At 61.0% G+C, this 16,280-nt stretch carries 19 protein-coding genes and 1 pseudogene; 10 read left to right on the top strand and 10 right to left on the bottom strand.

The genetic code is table 11. The features are described from left to right. From MAXJ12_RS38615 to MAXJ12_RS32630, 4 genes are all read left to right on the top strand, one after another. Positions 1–212 (top strand): hypothetical protein (locus tag MAXJ12_RS38615; RefSeq protein ID WP_210160951.1); only part of this gene is annotated, 212 nt, incomplete at its 5' end. Positions 213–248: 36 nt separating this feature from the next. After that, a complete protein-coding gene (locus MAXJ12_RS32640) occupies positions 249–503 on the top strand; it encodes a type II toxin-antitoxin system VapB family antitoxin (protein WP_008840506.1) in 255 nt (84 codons plus the stop codon). Beyond that, complete coding sequence (locus MAXJ12_RS32635) at positions 503–889, top strand: type II toxin-antitoxin system VapC family toxin (protein ID WP_008840505.1); 387 nt, start codon at positions 503–505, stop codon at positions 887–889. The genes MAXJ12_RS32640 and MAXJ12_RS32635 overlap by 1 nt, the downstream gene beginning before the upstream one ends. Positions 890–896: 7 nt before the next feature. Continuing rightward, positions 897–2,042 (top strand): site-specific integrase, encoded by a 1,146-nt coding sequence (locus MAXJ12_RS32630; RefSeq protein ID WP_008840504.1) that lies wholly within the window; start codon positions 897–899, stop codon positions 2,040–2,042. 33 nt (positions 2,043–2,075) lie between these two features. Here MAXJ12_RS32630 and MAXJ12_RS32625 read toward each other — a convergent pair whose 3' ends face one another. Together MAXJ12_RS32625 and MAXJ12_RS32620 are read right to left on the bottom strand one after the other, a co-directional pair. Then, entirely contained in the window at positions 2,076–2,483 is a 408-nt protein-coding gene (locus tag MAXJ12_RS32625) for a type II toxin-antitoxin system VapC family toxin (RefSeq protein ID WP_008840503.1), read from the bottom strand. Next, a complete protein-coding gene (locus MAXJ12_RS32620; RefSeq protein ID WP_008840502.1) occupies positions 2,480–2,713 on the bottom strand; it encodes an AbrB/MazE/SpoVT family DNA-binding domain-containing protein in 234 nt (77 codons plus the stop codon). Before MAXJ12_RS32620 ends, MAXJ12_RS32625 begins: the two co-directional genes overlap by 4 nt. 176 nt (positions 2,714–2,889) lie before the next feature. Between MAXJ12_RS32620 and MAXJ12_RS32615 the strand changes: the two are divergent. Continuing rightward, positions 2,890–3,778: pseudogene (locus MAXJ12_RS32615) on the top strand (recombinase family protein). A 70-nt stretch (positions 3,779–3,848) separates the two neighbouring features. Here the strand turns inward: MAXJ12_RS32615 and MAXJ12_RS32610 are convergent. From MAXJ12_RS32610 to repA, 4 genes are all read right to left on the bottom strand, one after another. Next, the gene (locus MAXJ12_RS32610; RefSeq protein ID WP_202946723.1) at positions 3,849–4,955 is read right to left on the bottom strand and encodes an SGNH/GDSL hydrolase family protein; all 1,107 of its coding nucleotides are present in this window, start codon (positions 4,953–4,955) and stop codon (positions 3,849–3,851) included. Positions 4,956–5,352: 397 nt separating this feature from the next. Next, a complete protein-coding gene (gene repC, locus MAXJ12_RS32605) occupies positions 5,353–6,558 on the bottom strand; it encodes a plasmid replication protein RepC (protein WP_008840500.1) in 1,206 nt (401 codons plus the stop codon). Positions 6,559–6,714: 156 nt separating this feature from the next. Then, positions 6,715–7,719 (bottom strand): plasmid partitioning protein RepB, encoded by a 1,005-nt coding sequence (gene repB / locus MAXJ12_RS32600; protein WP_040589407.1) that lies wholly within the window; start codon positions 7,717–7,719, stop codon positions 6,715–6,717. A gap of 79 nt (positions 7,720–7,798) precedes the next feature. Next, positions 7,799–8,977 carry a plasmid partitioning protein RepA gene (repA, locus tag MAXJ12_RS32595; protein WP_008840498.1) on the bottom strand — a complete coding sequence of 393 codons (1,179 nt, stop codon included), beginning with the start codon at positions 8,975–8,977 and terminating at the stop codon, positions 7,799–7,801. A gap of 600 nt (positions 8,978–9,577) precedes the next feature. Here repA and MAXJ12_RS32590 point away from each other — a divergent pair. Continuing rightward, on the top strand, positions 9,578–9,853 hold the full coding sequence (locus MAXJ12_RS32590; protein WP_008840497.1) for a WGR domain-containing protein: 276 nt from the start codon (positions 9,578–9,580) through the stop codon (positions 9,851–9,853). A 70-nt stretch (positions 9,854–9,923) separates the two neighbouring features. On the opposite strand, the gene MAXJ12_RS32585 is transcribed toward MAXJ12_RS32590, so the two are convergent. The 4 genes from MAXJ12_RS32585 to MAXJ12_RS38115 all read right to left on the bottom strand — a co-directional run bounded on the left by MAXJ12_RS32585 (position 9,924) and on the right by MAXJ12_RS38115 (position 11,546). Then, positions 9,924–10,217: a type II toxin-antitoxin system RelE/ParE family toxin gene (locus MAXJ12_RS32585; RefSeq protein ID WP_008840496.1), complete on the bottom strand. Its 294-nt coding sequence runs from the start codon at positions 10,215–10,217 to the stop codon at positions 9,924–9,926. Continuing rightward, the gene (locus tag MAXJ12_RS32580; RefSeq protein WP_008840495.1) at positions 10,214–10,522 is read right to left on the bottom strand and encodes a type II toxin-antitoxin system RelB/DinJ family antitoxin; all 309 of its coding nucleotides are present in this window, start codon (positions 10,520–10,522) and stop codon (positions 10,214–10,216) included. The genes MAXJ12_RS32585 and MAXJ12_RS32580 overlap by 4 nt, the downstream gene beginning before the upstream one ends. Before the next feature lie 183 nt (positions 10,523–10,705). Next, on the bottom strand, positions 10,706–11,395 hold the full coding sequence (locus MAXJ12_RS36310) for a DUF309 domain-containing protein (RefSeq protein WP_244421687.1): 690 nt from the start codon (positions 11,393–11,395) through the stop codon (positions 10,706–10,708). Continuing rightward, the gene (locus MAXJ12_RS38115) at positions 11,313–11,546 is read right to left on the bottom strand and encodes a hypothetical protein (protein ID WP_162097518.1); all 234 of its coding nucleotides are present in this window, start codon (positions 11,544–11,546) and stop codon (positions 11,313–11,315) included. Before MAXJ12_RS38115 ends, MAXJ12_RS36310 begins: the two co-directional genes overlap by 83 nt. Before the next feature lie 199 nt (positions 11,547–11,745). On the opposite strand from MAXJ12_RS38115, the gene MAXJ12_RS37395 reads away from it, so the two are divergent. The 4 genes from MAXJ12_RS37395 to MAXJ12_RS32560 form a co-directional block, all read left to right on the top strand. After that, positions 11,746–12,024: a hypothetical protein gene (locus MAXJ12_RS37395; protein WP_139044169.1), complete on the top strand. Its 279-nt coding sequence runs from the start codon at positions 11,746–11,748 to the stop codon at positions 12,022–12,024. A 297-nt stretch (positions 12,025–12,321) separates the two neighbouring features. Next, positions 12,322–14,625, top strand: a complete 2,304-nt coding sequence (locus MAXJ12_RS32570) for a Tex family protein (RefSeq protein ID WP_008840493.1) — start codon at positions 12,322–12,324, stop codon at positions 14,623–14,625. Between the two features lie 441 nt (positions 14,626–15,066). Further along, complete coding sequence (locus tag MAXJ12_RS32565) at positions 15,067–15,942, top strand: PhnD/SsuA/transferrin family substrate-binding protein (protein ID WP_008840491.1); 876 nt, start codon at positions 15,067–15,069, stop codon at positions 15,940–15,942. Beyond that, positions 15,939–16,280 (top strand): ATP-binding cassette domain-containing protein (locus tag MAXJ12_RS32560; protein ID WP_008840490.1); only part of this gene is annotated, 342 nt, incomplete at its 3' end. The genes MAXJ12_RS32565 and MAXJ12_RS32560, both read left to right, overlap by 4 nt.

Genomic DNA, 16,280 nt, shown 5'->3' with positions numbered 1-16,280 from the left:
GCTTATTGCAACCGGATCGGCAAAAAACCGCCGCGCCTGTCGTGGACAACAAACGAATGATAATGTTGCCTTATCGATCGTTCGGCGCTCTATATAGAAAAACGGCGATTTGGCCGCTGGCAAGTCCGCCCAAGGCTGCGTTCGGGGCTGAGCAGCACGAGAATGCGCATTTTGCGGGCGCCGTGCAAATCGGTCGCGGATGCGCTATATAGGTGGAATATCGACAACCAGGTACCTTGGAACCTCCGATGGCGCTGAGCATCAAAGACCCCGAAACCGAACGGCTCGCCCGGACGCTGGCCGAGCGCACCGGCGAGACGATCACAATTGCGACCAGACGCGCACTCGAGCAACGCCTTCGGCGGCTCGGGTCCGAGGCCCGCAAAGCTGCGCTGCTGGAAGACCTGGCGGCCAGCCGCCGGCGCTGGAGCGCCCTGCCCGTTCTCGACAATCGCAGCGCCGACGCGATCATCGGCTACGACGAGAACGGGCTGCCGAACTGATGGTGATCGACACGTCGGCCATTGTCGCGATCGCGCTCAACGAACCCGAGGCGCCTTCGTTTGAGCAGCGCATCGCCGACGATCCCGTCCGCCTGATCGCGGCCGCGACCGTGCTGGAGGCTGCCATGGTGATCGAGACCCGCCTCGGAGAGCCGGGCGGCAGCGAGCTCGATCTCTGGCTGCACAAGGCCGGTATCGAGATCGTCGCGGTCGACGCCGAGCATGCCGATCAGGCCCGCCGTGCCTGGCGCCGCTATGGCAAGGGCCGCCATCCCGCCGGCCTCAATTTCGGCGATTGCTTCTCCTATGCACTCGCCGCGCTGACCGGAGAGCCGCTGCTCTACAAGGGCAACGACTTTTCGCAAACCGACATTCGAGCGGCGTGAGGCGCTGATGAGCATCGCACAACCGCCTGCTTCCGGTTCTGTGCCGCCGTCAGCCGACGGCGACCTTCCCGACATCATCGATATCGTCATGGAGATGGGCCGCGCCGACGCCGACGCCCCGAAGGGGCCGCCCTCCCCTCCCCTGCCGCCGGCATCCGGTCTGCCGGCCCATCTCGAAACGCTCGCCGATCGCGCCCGCGGCTACGTCGAGGCGGCGAGTTCGGCCAACACACGCCGCGCCTACGCCGCCGACTGGAAACATTTTTGCGGCTGGTGCCGGCGTCAAAATCTCGATCCCCTGCCGCCGGATCCACAGACCGTCGGGCTCTACATCACCGCCTGCGCCTCGGGCACAGGGACCGGCGACAAGAAGCCGAACTCCGTCTCGACGATCGAGCGCCGCCTGTCCTCCCTGACGTGGAACTATACGCAGCGCGGCCAGCCGCTCGACAGGAAGGACCGCCATATTGCGACCGTCATGGCCGGCATCCGCAACAAGCACGCCGCCCCGCCCCGGCAGAAGGAAGCGGTGCTGCCCGAGGACCTCATCGCCATGCTGGAGACGCTCGACCGCGGTAGCCTGCGCGGTCTGCGCGACCGGGCCATGCTGCTGCTTGGCTTCGCCGGCGGCCTCAGACGCTCCGAGATCGTCGGACTCGATGTCGGCCGCGATCAGACGCAAGACGGCCGCGGCTGGATCGAATTTTTTCCCGACAAGGGCGTGCTGGTGACGCTGCGTGGCAAGACCGGCTGGCGTGAGGTCGAGATCGGCCGCGGTTCATCGGATGCCACCTGCCCGGTCGTGGCGCTGCAGACCTGGCTGAAGCTCGGCCGCATCGCGCACGGCCCCCTGTTCCGGCGCGTCACCGGTCAGGGCAAGGCGGTCGGCGCCGAGCGGCTCCATGACCAGGAGGTGGCGCGGCTGGTCAAGCGCGCCGCCCTCGCGGCCGGCGTACGCGGCGATCTTTCGGGGGGCGAACGGGAAAAGCTGTTTGCCGGGCATTCGCTGCGCGCCGGCCTCGCCTCCTCGGCCGAGGTCGACGAACGCTATGTGCAAAAACAACTCGGCCACGCCTCGGCCGAAATGACTCGCAAATATCAGCGCCGCCGGGACAGATTCCGGGTCAACCTCACCAAGGCAAGTGGGCTGTAGGGGCGAAAAAGCCCCCTCCCCTGTCTTAACGGGTCAATCCGCTATTGGTGTGATCAGCTTCAAAGATGGAAAATAGGTGCGGTAGCGACCAACGTCACGAGTGAGCAGCGGTAGCCCGTTGACGGCGGCATGGGCTCCGATGAAGAAGTCGGGTAGAACGCCGGTGCGCGATCCGCCCGATTTGCGATACTTGGTAAAAACCTTTCCAGCGAGAAACAGGGCAGCTCGTGGAATCGGAGCGATTTCGAGACCGGCTTCGTCAAGAAACGCGTCCAGATCCTCGATGCGGCTATATCGAACGGCAAGCTCGGCATAGACTGCGTCGTTGATCAACAACGGCCCATGGAGGCTCGCCGCCTCAAGCTGTGCGATCGACCACTCCGCCCACTTCGGATCGTCGGTTACAAGGTCGAGCAGGACGTTGGTGTCGACGAGCGTCACGCTTCGCCACGTGTCAGGGCCATGATCGCGTCGGTATCGAGCCCCTTGCCGGCATGGCCGCGCAATTTTGCGAAGCGGCTGGTAGGTTGCTTCTTGTCGGTGCGTGCAAGCACCACGCTACCATCGGCGGCACGGCGGAAATCGACCTTGCTGCCCGGAACGATCCCCAGGAGATCGCGGACCGGCTTCGGGATGGTCACCTGTCCCTTGGCTGTGACTGTAGTGGTCATTTTTTCGGCTCCTGAGTAATACCCGATTTCACGAAGGTATTACTTTACGGCGTGGATTTCAATCCTCGGCTCGTTGAGTTCCGCCTAATCGCTAACGCCCCCGGCGCCAAACGGTCGTTTTCTGGCACATTCCTTATGTGTACAAACGCCCTAAAATCCCCCGCGAAGTCAACCAAATGCGCGCTCAACCCACAGCTCCCCCGATCCGCCGCCTTATTGGCTATGCCCGTGTCTCGACCGAGGATCAGGCGACTGACGCCCAGGTCGACGAACTCAAGGCGGTCGGCTGCCGCCTGGTCCATCAGGAGCACGGCTCCGGCGCCTCGCGCTCGCGGCCGGTGCTGGCCAAGCTGATGCGCGACCGCCTCGCCCGCTCCGTTAGCCACCTGCTCGAGGTCATCGAACGGCTGGAGGAGCGCGGTCGCGCATTTTCGCTCGCTGCGCGATCCGATCGACACCTCAGCGCCGCAGGGTATGTTCTCGCTGCAGGTGCTCGGGGCCGTCGCGCAGCTCGAGCGCGCATTGATCGCTCGAGCGCACCAAGGCGGGCATGAAGGCGGCTATGGCGCGCGGCAAGCTTCCCGGCAATCCGGGGCTGCGCGAACGCCGGCCGGAGGCGATCCGGGCGGTTTCGGTGGCGCGCGACCGCCTCTATCTCGACGAGCTCATCACCTCGGCCCAACTCTGGCTGCCGACGGTGCGCCGGATGCGGCCGCAGCACAGCCGGGATGATGTCGTGCGCGTTCTCAACACCAAGGGCCACAGCTGGACGATCGAGCGCTGCGCCGCGCCGTGCACCGGCTGGTGCAGCAGCGCATCGCCGAGCCGGAGCTGATCAAGCATTCCCCGCGGCGGCCGCCGGAGGATCGCCTGATGACGCTTGTCGCCGGGATCGCCATTGCCGATCCGGAGCTGTCGCTGCGGGATATCGCCGCCCAGCTGGAGCGGATGCACGAACGCACGCCGCGCGGCGGCCGTCAGTGGCAGGCGTCGTCGGTCAAGGCACTGCTGGACCGGGCCCGTCGACTTGGCCTCGTGACGCCCGATCCGGCGCCGAGCCCATGACAGCCGATTTCCGTCCCCGGGCTGCCCGCCGGACGCAGTGCCCAGGGTCAACCGGGAGCGGGTCGCCAGCCTAATCTGCCGAACCCAGCAGAAGCTCGAGATCGACCGCTTCCGCCATTGCCTTGTAGCCCGCATCGTTGGGATGCAGGTTGTCGCCGCAATCGTAGTCGTCGCGTATATATCCAGGCCTCGCAGGATCTTCCATCACCTTGTCGAAGTCGATGACGCCGTCGAAGCCGCCGCCGGTGCGTATCCATTCATTCACGGCGACGCGGATCTTTTCCTTTTCGGGCGTGTAGTAGCCTTCGGTCGGAAGCCCTTTGAACGTGTCGGCGAAGGGGGTCAACGTCGCGGCGACAATCCGCACGCCATGCGCATTCGCGCGGTCAATGAGCTGCTTATAGCCGGTGATAATGTCTTCGGCGGTCGGTATCTTGTCTTCGGGAGTGATTGCGTTTTCGCCAGGCCAGCCGATATCGTTGATGCCCATCATCAAGACCACGGTCGATACATGAGGATGGCTGAGCACGTCGGAATCGAAGCGCGCCAGCGCGTTGACACCCATGCCGTCGGTCAACACGCGATTGCCTGAAAAGGCCTCGTTCACCACCGCGACATTGCGATTCGCCTCTTGCAGCCGCGTGGCGATATGGTCCGGCCAACGATTGTTGGCGTCGGGCGTCGAGCAATTGCCGTCCGTGATGGAATCGCCGAAGAACACGATAGCTTGTGAATCCGGCGCGGCGTCGACCAGTATGTCGCTCAGGAACATGCGCGATTTGAGCGTGCTGTCGGCCTTGAACGTGGCGTCGCTCGTGAAGTCGCCCGGGCCGGAAATGTAGGCCGTTTGCACGCCGTCCCAATGCACAGAGGAGAGCGCGGTCTTTTTGGGAAGGAAGATGCTGACCGAGATCTCGGAAAGCGCTTTTGCCGAAAGCTCGACCGGATCGCTGAGGATCGGCGCACCCGCCGGAACCACCACCGAACTCTTACCGCCCCAGGTGAGCGGCTTCGCTTGGTCGACGCTGCCGTCCTTGCCTGCTATTCCGACGCTGCCGGCTGCGATGGTCAGCGGCTTGGTCCCGAAGGCATTCGACAGGACGACACGCACGGAATTACCGCCCACGCTGATGCGGGCGACCTGACGGACCGTCTGGTTCTCCAGAACTTCAGGCACGCCGAAAGGTGCAGGAAGGTCATCCGACCAGCGCGGAGCGGGTGTTGCCGCCCATGTGGTGATCCAGGCGCCGTCTTCCGCGCCTTGCGCCGCCGCCGAAAAATTTGCGGTTGCGGAACCGGCTGCGACAGCGCCCGATAACGCGATAATTCGAAGCCAAGACCGTCCCGGCCCCATTCGGCGGGAAAATCTCGATGAAACGTTATCTTTGAAAATAGAGCAGTTGGGCCGCATTTTTCATGTCCTCCTCGCCGAGACACGCTCGGGTGATGCCGCCGCCCGCCGTATTAATGTCGTCGGCGCTGGAAATTGCAAATAGGACTTCCGTTAGAGCTCACGTGAAAGTTCGGAACGGGTCCAGCAGTCTCGGGCTCGCTTCTGTTCTGCGGTCACGCTCTCACCCCGTCATCTTCGATACTGTCCCGTTTGCCTTCAAGGCCGCCATCAGCATGGGTCCAACGGAAAACTCCCCGGCCTTGGCCTTATCGGTCAGCACGCGCAGATAACCGCCGGCGCTGCTGATCTGGGTCGCCCGTTGCAGAATGCAGGCGATCACAATCGCCGTGTTTTCCTGCCCGAGCGCCTCCAGCGCGTCCGCATAGGCCGACGGGCTGACGCCCAGAAACCCGCGGACCTGCGCGGCGGTGGCCATCAGGTCGCGCCAGCTGGCAATCCCGTCCAGGGCGTACTCTGCAATGTCGGGGCAGGCTTTCAGCACCAGCCCAAGCGGATACCCTTTCGGCTTCTCGGCCTCCCTCGTCCTTGGCTCGGCCGTCGCCCCGCTTTTTTCCAAAGCAGGCTCAAATTCAAATATAGAGTCGGTGTTTGAATTCGATTGCTGCCGCTCGTTTTGGGATTCATTGCCGCTTGGATTCGTGGAATTCATGTGAATTTCCAGCAGCTTGTCCACATCCTCGTGGATCTTCGCCAGATCCGCCACGATCGGCGCCAGGTCGGCAACCGTTGCCCGGCGAGGAATTGCCTCCACAACAGCCCGGAACCGCCTCCACAAGCCGCCCCAGTCGCCGGGAACGTCTTCCTCGACAGCCGCCTCGATCAGCTTGTGGATGTCCCTGCGGTGCAGCGTAATGCGCTCGCGCATAAGCCTCAGCGCCCTGTTGTCCGCGCGCACATGCTCGGCCGCCTGTGCGAACTCGTGAGCCCGGGCCAGCAGCGGCGCCAGGGAGAAGCCGAATGCCTCCTCGATGTCCCCTCCCCTGTCCTTGCGGGCATATCTCTTGCCGTTGGGACTGTCCCTGCGGGTGATGAGTCCACAGTCCACCAGGGCCGCCAGGTGCCGCCGGAGCGTTGCGTCGGCCATTCCATGGGCCCTGAGCGACAGCTGAGCGTTTGACGGGAACACGACCAAGCCGTTCTCCTGGTTCAATTCGCTGTCCGGGTAGAACGAGAGCAAAGCGTTCAGGACGGCAAGGGCGCGATCGCCGATCCCGACGATGCTCTTGCCCTCGCACAGGTTGCGGTAGACCTGCCACTTGTTGGCCGCCCTACCTTGCGGGATTTCCCATGCGCTGTGTTGCGCCGCCAAGTGGCCAAGCGTCATCGGCCGGCGCCCAAAGGGCGTCGTTGAGGTATGCGTTTCCATAGTCTCGTCTGCCTTCAATTAGGCAAAAGAAGTCCGCTCGCCGAATCGACGCTTAAAACTCTTGACACTGATTCGCGGAAATGTGATTCTCAGCTTGCGACAGACAGAGAAGGGCTTCCGCGGCGGTGACGTTCGGGGGCCTTTTTCTTTTGCGGTTCAGTCTCCTGTTTGCTTCTCTTCCAATTCTCTGAAGGCTCGATAGAGCTGCTCCAGGTTCTCGGAAAGGTACGCACCAAAACGGGAGGCGTCCTTGGCCTTCAAGGCTACTGTGAACGCCTTCCCGGTGTCCTTCGTGGTCACGCTGATCGATTTGCCTGCCAGAGACCAGGATTTGGCATTTGGGGACGCACGTGCCCCCTTCTTGGGTTTTCTGGATGTCTTTAGAAAATTGAAAAGCAGGTTAAAGCGGTCATCCGTTGCTGCCGATTTGAATTTCTCTGTCTCAACGAGTTCCTCTGCCTTCATCAGATTTGACGGCTTCTCGATCAGCAACGTCAGATCAAGCCAGCGATCGCGGCCGACACCTTTTGCGGCTCCGATCGCATGGATGACGCCATTTGGGATGCGTTTTGTGACCGAAAGCATTCTCGTAAGCATTGGAGCGTCAATCGCCAAAGCTGACTGAATGGTTTCCCTGTCATGGCCGAGATCCGAAAGATTCTGCGCGAACACCGCCCGCTCAATGAAAGACAGATTGGCTCGTGCTGAGTTTTCCTGTCCCTGCGCAACCACATGATCCCTGTCATGGAGTTCCTTGACAACGGCGCGGACGGGTTTCCCAAGTTGTTTTGCCACGCGAGCACGACGGTGACCGAATACGATCTGATAGCGCCCGTTTTTCGTTGGATGGGGCCGAACCAGAATCGGACTGTCCTGTCCCCTCTCTTCAATTGCTGCCACCAATTCAGAGAACGTTTCGTCGTCGTCGTCGTCGTCCATGCGATCAGAAACAAACGAGTCGTCGATGAGACCGGGATCGAGGTCGACCACCGTCTCACCTTCAAGCAGCCGTTCGGCCTTTGCCGCCTGGGCTGCAAGCTCACCGATGGATGACAGCATCGATCGCGAGGCGCCACGCGTAGCGTAACCAGCCGTCGCTTGGCGATCCGGCTTCGTCGTCTCCGCTTGCGTTATGCCCAATAGCACGTCTCGTCTTGCCATCTTCAGCTTCTCCGAAAATGAACCATGTCATTGTCATCGTTGATGAAAACCCGCGAATGTACGGCTGACAACGGAACAGTCATTGCCTACGTCCCCATGCTTGATGGACGAGAGCGGCAATTTCCCCGTTCACGGCAGTTAGGGATTCCATTGCGCGGTCATATGTCGATCGAGTGAATTGCGACCGTTCGACTTCGTACAGTGTCTGTTTGGTCAGCCCTGCGTCCGAGATTGCGGTCGACTTCAGCATGTGATTTTTCAGCATCTGCTTCGCGAACATGGACTGCATGAAGCCAACCATCTGGGTCTGCGGGATGTCGGTAGGTTCGAATCGGGTGACGAGATAGCGAAACCAGTTCAGGGAGACCTTCACACCAGCCCCCTCGATCGACTTAAGGACTTCCCCGAGCATAAGCAGGAACTGGCTCATGCTCATAATATCGAGCATCTGTGGATGAACAGTGATCAGAACGGAGGTCGCTGCAGTCAGTGCCGTCAGTGTCAGGTATCCGAGCTGCGGCGGGCAATCGACAACTACAATATCGTAATGGTCATCAACCTCGGCCAATGCATCCCCGATGCGGGTATAAAACATCTTCCCCGCATTGGACCCCGTGTTCTGCATCGCCAGTGGTGTGTCGTATTCGTACTCCTGAAGCTCCAGGTTCGCGGGCACGATGTCGAGGTTCGGAAAATTCGTAGGCCGAATGACCTCGACGATCGACTTCTTCTCTTCGTCGTATCGCAACGATTCATATAACGACGGATTTTGGTCCAGTTCAGGTTGGATGCCGTGAAGGGCAGTGAGAGATGCTTGCGGATCGAGGTCAATCGCCAGCACGCGATGTCCGGTGAGCGCGAGATACTGCGCTAGATGCGCTGCAGTCGTAGTCTTGCCTGAGCCGCCCTTGAAGTTAACGACAGCGAGTACCTGCAGCTTGTCGCCTGCACGGCGCCGTGGTTCGCGGTCAAGAAACCTCCTAAGTTCGTTCATCTGATCCGCGGTGTAAGAACGGCGCCCCGTTGACGATGTAATCGGCTGCACACCTTTGCCTTCCAAATGCAGCTTCTTAAGGTAGCTCTGGGACACCCCAATGTAATCTGCTACCTCCGCAAGGGAAAACTGCCGAAGCGTCTTCTGGGCGTTCGGCGGAAACTTTTCGACACGGAGCATGTCCAGCTTGCGTGAAATCTCGCTCCCTTGGTCGAGAATGGTGTCTGCAAAGCCGATTTCTTCAACGTGAGCGGCTATGTTCATTGCTCGCTGGCCCTTTCAGGAACGATATTTTCGGGCTTCTCCCCAAATTATCGTTACTATCGCCCGATTCTATCCAATCCGGCAAGAAGTATTGAGTTAACAAAAGGTTAACGGTCACGAGCGGGGATGGTGCTCCACGATGCGTGCGCTGATACCTGCACTAACCTGTTGTTATCATTGTTGGATTTGTCGAAAAGTACGGCTGACAATTGCAATTTCGTCACGAATCGTCATCAGCAAGCTACATCGGCCCTTTTAGGCTCACAAACCAACCATCAAAGGCAACTGCTTTGCGAGGACACTCCGATGTGACCGCCAGTGTTCAGCGGTTGCGGCAGCTGTTCGAGCGGCTGATGGAGCACGCTGCCTTGCGCGAACTAACAGCGCACAAAAAGCGGGCAGGGCAGGGATCACTCGGGTCAAGCTCGCCGCTGCCCCGGTCCACCAGCGACCGATCAGAATGGCAGAGGGTAAAGCCGCTCAAAAGCCCTCTGGCCGACGGCTCTCTGGCCAGGCAACCATCAACACCGTGAATCGCAAAGGTCTGAACGATTCAGTCAATGAATTGGACCGGAAACCACAAGTCGGCGACAACTGGGCATGGTCGAACCGAAAATCCACATCGTCGTCCAGCGGCGCGATCGCGCACGCAATGTTGCGCGATTCTACGTGCTCCCCCTAGAGCCGTCGCTGGATGAGGATGCGGTGGTTGTTCGCGCCTGGCGGCGGATCGGGTCGCTCGGCCGACAGCGTCTTGATCTCTATGGGCCGGCCGATGAAGCCGGCGAGACGCTCGAGGCTTGGCTGGCGCGCAAGGTCCGGCGCGGTTATGCACCGGTGGATTCTAACGTCAAATTCCAGGCCGGACGTCCATAGCCATCCTTGCCGTGGAGAGCGGCGCGCGTTGAAAGCGGTTCAGGATTTCCAAATTTGGAAAAGGAAGGAGCTACTCCGTGGCTATCTCGTCCGGCCACATCTGAGCGCCATGCAGGACGCGAAGGATGCGAACCGTGTCGGCCGTCACGACGTAGGCTGCGATATAGGGCGTGCGCGAGACGACGAGCTCGCGCGTGCCGGCGATCCGGCCGGGTCGTCCGCTTTCCGGAAAATCGATGAGACGGCTAGCCGCATGGACAATTTGCTGGTCGACATGAACGGCCGCTCTCGGATTTTCGACTTCTATATGGGTGAAGATGTCGTCGCGATCGGAGTGCGCAAGCTGCGCCCAGACGAGCCTCAACGCCCGCCCGCCTCGGCCTTGCGAAGCGCTGCCGCCCGCCGTCGAGCAAAATGAGCGTCGGCATCGGCGTCTTCGACGTCAGGCCGGGTGTCCTCGAGTGCCTGCAGAACTTTCGCGCGAAACCAGGCATCATGGGCATTGCTGTTGCTGACAAGCTCGAGCGGCAAGGCGCCCTCGTTGGCTGTGCGGGTCAAGAGGATGCGGACCGCATCCGAAACAGTGAGCCCCATGTCTTCCAGAACCGCCGTAGCGCGTTCCTTCACCTCGGCGTCAATTCGGGTCTGGACCAGTGCGTTCGATGCCATGGCAGTCTCCTTTGATGACTGCCAATGTAATACATCTGCATGACAGTTACCAGACCTCACACGCCACGCATGCTTCAAGCTCGCGAACTGAAAGACGGACGTGGAGCAGAAAGGGTTGGCGCAGAATCCGCTCTTAGCATGCTGGTGGCGAGCAATGGGAACTCGATGTCACGATCGTTACCATCACCCTTGGGGCGCAAGGAGATGAAAGTAACACAGAACGTCATGGTGAGAGGGGGACCGCGGCCGCGACCAGGAACGCCTCCGCCTCCGGCTAAAGGCCGGCGGTCGAATGCCATAGAACGACACCTCTGAAGCCTCTGAAGGTTGCCGTTCAGACACTCTCGGATCTTGGTGCGAGTATGAAATCGAAAGCGGGCGCAGGCTGTCCACGCACCGGCTCCCGCAAAAAAGCCGGGGGAGTTGTGGCCGCTTCGGCATATTCTGCGAGCACGGCAAGCGGCATTCCGAGCGCGGTCTCAAAGAGGTGGCTCGGCCCCTTTGAACTTGACGAAAAAGGGCTGCAGCTCTTGCCCCATGGCGTGCGGCAGCGACCCACTTTTCCTCTCGGATCTTCACCCCGGCGGCCGCCAGCAGGATCAATCCCTTGAAGAACTGGCGATGTTGAGTGCTATGTTTCGCCGCGTGCCAAAGAGGCTCCCAAGCCTGATGAGCTTCCCAGTAATAGCTGTGGTTGAAGAGGTCGATTCCCCATCGAAACACATCTGAGCCTAGCGCCGCCTCAACGGCGACGGTCACCGGTTTGCTTCGATAACTGTGGCCCCGGGGATCACGCACCGGATGCGGCTGTTTGCCCGGCAGATACGCGTAGGTCGGGAAGCGCTTTTCGGGCAGCAAGCGCGGACGTGGCATAGATCCAGCAATCATAAAGAAGCATATCACGCCAACCGCAATTCATGGCATGCGGGAACTTCTGATCGAGCAAAGCCAACCTTCGCCCGTCCTGGCGGCGGTTATCAGGAGCACTGTTTTCAGCTCGAAACAAATCGTCACCATCGCCCACTTGGCTTGCCCTAGTTGCGCACCCCGGGCGCGGTGGCAAACCGTCCGGGCAACGCTTGGGCGGGAGGCTTCAGGCAACGGCCGCCGCGTCTGCCTGATGGTAACGAACTTGCGAGCCGCCAACCTGCACGTGCTACCCGAGGCGCCGGATCCGAACTTGCTGGTGCCGGTTTGAAGAGGCGAGGGGGGTACAACCAAAGATGGATGCCTTGATTCGGATTGGCTGGCTCCTCGCTTTCTTGTCCGGAAACGTCGCCCTTGGCGACGCCGCACATATATGGGTCGAAACAGAACTTATTGCCGGCGAGATTGAAAGCAGCCCCTTGCGCGAGCAAGGACGAGTTGGCGGCCGTAAAGGATTGAGATGCAGTGTGTCTGCGCTAGTCACGCAATTTCGTGATGGAAGAACTCTTCCTGAAAGTAGCGCAGCAGATGCCAGCCTTAAGTATCTCATGTCGGCCATCGCAAACCGCGACTAATTGCAGGCGTCCCAACAATCCTTGCGCAACGGGTTGCACCATGGCTCAGGCGAGCCGGGAAGTCCTTATTGGCGACCCGAACTGTTGAGCACGACCTGCTGGTCCTGCTGCCCGGGCCTAGAGATCAGATCTCGCCTTCGGTTCAACCGACCGACACGCGGCATTGTACGCTTCGTTGAAATATGAGGAGACGGCACTGCCTTTCTTGTGGAACAGACAGTCGGCGGATCCCGACGCTTGGCATCTTTGAACAATTGGACCTATGGTCGCCGCCCGATCGCCGATTGTGAGAATAACATGGCCGCAGACATCAAACGCATTGCCGCAATCATCGCCGCCGAAATCGGCGCGAAACCGGAACAAGCGGCCGCAGCGATTGGGCTTCTCGACGAAGGCTCGACCGTGCCTTTCATTGCCCGTTATCGCAAGGAGGCAACGGGCGGGCTCGACGACACCCAGCTTCGCCTTCTGGCCGAACGGCTGATCTACGTCCGAGAACTCGATGCACGCCGCGCTACGATCGTTGAATCAATACGCAGCCAGGACAAGCTAACCGACGACCTCGCGGCCAAGATTGCCGCAATCACCACGAAGGCTGAACTGGAAGACATCTACCTGCCCTACAAGCCCAAGCGGCGCACGCGCGCCGAAATCGCCCGCGAGCGTGGTCTCGGTCAGCTGGCGGATGCCATTCTGGCCAATCGTTCCGCCGTTCCCGCTGAACTGGCGCAATCTTATCTGAGCGACGACGTGCTAGACGTGAAATCGGCGTTGGAAGGCGCCCGCGACATACTTTCCGAGAGGTTTGCCGAAAATGCCGAGCTGGTCGGCCGTCTCCGGAGTTATCTGAAAGACAAGGCGTTTCTGCGCGCGAAGGTCGTCGATGGCAAGCAGGAAGCCGGCGCAAAATACTCGGATTATTTCGATCATGTCGAGCGCTGGGCCAATGTTCCGAGCCATCGTGCGCTCGCCATGCTGCGCGCACGCAACGAGGATGTTCTGTCGCTCGACATAGAAGTCGATTCCGACGACGCATCTCCCTTCAAGCCGGTCGAGCGGATGATAGCGGAGGCCTATGGCATTGGCCGGCAAGGGGCGGCCGATCTATGGCTGATGGAGGTGGTCGGATGGACATGGCGGGTGAAGCTCACGCTTTCTCTTTCGCTCGACCTTCTGCGCGAGCTTCGCGAGAAGTCCGAGGAGGAGGCGATCAGGGTTTTCGCGCGCAACCTGAAGGATCTGTTGCTTGCAGCGCCTGCCGGCTCCCGTGCGACAATGGGGCTCGATCCTGGCATCCGTACCGGCGTGAAGGTCGCCATCATCGATCAGACCGGAAAGGTCCTCGACACAGCTACCGTCTATCCATTCCCGCCACGCAACGACGTGCGCGGCGCGCAGGCGGAACTGGCGAGACTGATTGTCAAATACAAGGTCGAGCTGGTTGCGATCGGCAACGGCACGGGCAGCCGAGAGACCGAGCGCTTGGTTGGCGACATGCTGTCGGACATGCCGTCCCCGAAGCCGCTGAAGGTAATCGTCAGCGAGGCCGGCGCGTCCGTCTATTCCGCTTCCGAAATGGCGGCGGTAGAGTTCCCCGATCTCGACGTGTCGCTGCGCGGCGCGGTCTCGATCGCGCGCCGTCTTCAGGACCCATTGGCCGAACTGGTGAAGATCGAGCCGAAATCGATCGGCGTCGGGCAATATCAGCACGATGTCGACCAGTATCGGCTTGGCCGCTCGCTGGAGGCAGTGGTCGAGGACGCCGTGAACGCGGTTGGCGTAGACCTCAACACCGCTTCGGCAGCTTTGCTGGCACGCGTCGCGGGCCTAGGGCCGTCGTTGGCCGAGGCGATCATCGCGCATCGTGACACGACAGGGCCTTTCGCAAGCCGCAAGGACTTGATGAAAGTGAGCCGGCTTGGCCAGCGCACCTTCGAGCAATGCGCGGGTTTCCTGCGCATTCCCAACGGCGCCGAGCCACTTGATGCTTCCGCAGTCCACCCGGAAGCTTACGGCGTCGCCAAGAAAATCGTCGCCGCCTGCGGCCGTGATCTGCGCTCATTGATGACCGACAGCGCTGCTCTCAAGGCGCTCGATCCTCGCATCTTCGTCGACGAGCGCTTCGGCCTGCCGACTGTCCGCGACATTATCGTGGAGCTGGAAAAGCCAGGCCGCGACCCGAGGCCAGAATTCAGGACCGCGACGTTCGCTGAGGGTATCGACGATATCAAGGACCTGAAGCCCGGAATGCTGCTTGAAGGAACCGTCACCAATGTCGCTGCCTTCGGTGCATTCGTCGATATCGGCGTGCATCAGGATGGCCTCGTCCATCTTTCGCAACTGGCCGACCGTTTCGTAAAGGATGCGCATGAGGTGGTGAAGGCCGGGGATGTGGTCAAGGTGCGAGTCGTCGACGTCGACATCAAGCGCAAGCGCATCGGCCTAACCATGCGCAAGCACGATGATCGCACCGGCAGGCCGGAACAACGGGCAGACAGAACGCCGCCGCGCATGCCCGCTGCCAAACCTCCGGAACGGCGGAAGGAGCCGCCGCAAGGTGCATTCGGCGCGGCTCTCGCGGAAGCATTCAAGCGCAAATAGTTGCCGGCGGCCACCCGCCACCCAAGATACGGTATTGCATTGAATCTCCGGCGCGGTTTCGCGAATGACCGCTAAATGCGTTGCCGGTGAAGCTTCGTAGACACGATGGTCGGATCGCCAAACGACGTCAACGTCGCTTGCCGATCGCACCAAATGCCAGGTCCTCCCCCGGCGGCCGCGCAAATAGGATTCGATATCGACGTCGACGACGTGCCGACCGTGCATTTCCTCGCTGGAGACAGAGTGGTGTCAGATTGTCCCGCGTTCGAAGACTACATGTACACATTCTTCGACGTGTGCGACGCAATGGGTTGCGTCAAAGCCTTGTGGGGACGGTAGGTGCTCGGATGATTTCGCAAAGATGTCACGAGCCTGCAATGGCAGTGTCATTTCCCGGTCGTATGGGCTTCGGAAAGCAACCGAAGACGACAGGGGACGACCATGCGGATTTCGACGATTCTGGCGGCGGCGACACTGGCCCTCGCGACAACCGGCTTGGCGCGGGCCGAGAACTTCAAGCTGGCGATCACGGACGTCGAAGGACTGGAGCGGCTGCAGACAGAATGGGGACCGTTCAAGGCCGCCCTTGAAAAGGCCTCCGGCCACACGTTCGAGTTCTTTCCGGTCAGCAACCGCACGGCGGCGGCCGAAGCGCTGCGCGCCAAGCGCGTTGATTTTGTCATCACCGGGCCGGCCGAGTACGTCGTCATCAACAAGATGACCGACGCCAAGTCCCTGATCGGCCTCAGCCGTCCGGACTATTTCTGCGCAATTGTGGTCAAGGCGGATTCGCCTTACGTCAAGCCGGCGGACCTCGCGGGCAAGAAGGTCGCGCTAGACGATATCGGATCGACATCCGGTCACCTTTGCCCGTCGCAATTGCTGGCCGACTACGGCGTCGATCCGAAGAACGAAATCGAGGTAACGCATACGTCGCGCGCGGTGGCCCATGAGGCGCTGAAGCGCGGCGACGTCGAGGCCATCGGCGTCAACTACACAAGCTGGACGCGCGGCGTGCGCGACAAGGATGAATCGACGCCGCCCGGCGCTTTCCGCGTCATCGCGCGCTCCGGCGACCTGCCGAACGATCTTCTCATGGTTGGCGCGCATGTCGACCCAGCCGTCGGCGAGTCCATCCGCACCAAGATGGTCGAAGGCAAGGCGGCCATCATCGAGGGCATCGTCTCCGTCGGCGGCGAAAACGGAAAGTTCACAGGTATGGATATCGTCGAGGTCGATGACGAGGCCTATGCGCCGGTGCGCGCCATGTACACCACCATCGGCTATCCGCAGTTCTCGGAGTTCGTGGGCGAATGAACGTCGCCCCGGCCCGGCTTGACCCATATGAGCCGGTCAAACTCCAAACGGCCGATCTGTCCGTCGACCGGCTTCTCGCACGCTATGGCGGGCATCCACCAGTCTTTTCCGACGTGAGTTTCACCGTCGGGCGTGGAGAGGCCGTGGCGCTTATCGGGGCGAACGGGGCCGGCAAGTCCACCCTACTGAAATGCCTGCTGGGCTTTGTCGCGCCCGCAGGCGGCGCGGTTTCGATCTTCGGGAGCGATCTGGGCCGTTTGAGAGCCCGCGACCTGCGGCGTCTGCGTTCCGGCATCGGATTTGTCGCGCAAAAACACAATCTCGTTCCCAGACTGACT

The sequence above is a fragment of the Mesorhizobium alhagi CCNWXJ12-2 genome (genome assembly GCF_000236565.1).
Classification (GTDB): Bacteria; Pseudomonadota; Alphaproteobacteria; order Rhizobiales; family Rhizobiaceae; genus Allomesorhizobium; species Allomesorhizobium alhagi.
Note: the sequence above shows the minus strand (reverse complement) of the source record. Positions and strands in the feature narration are given on the sequence as shown.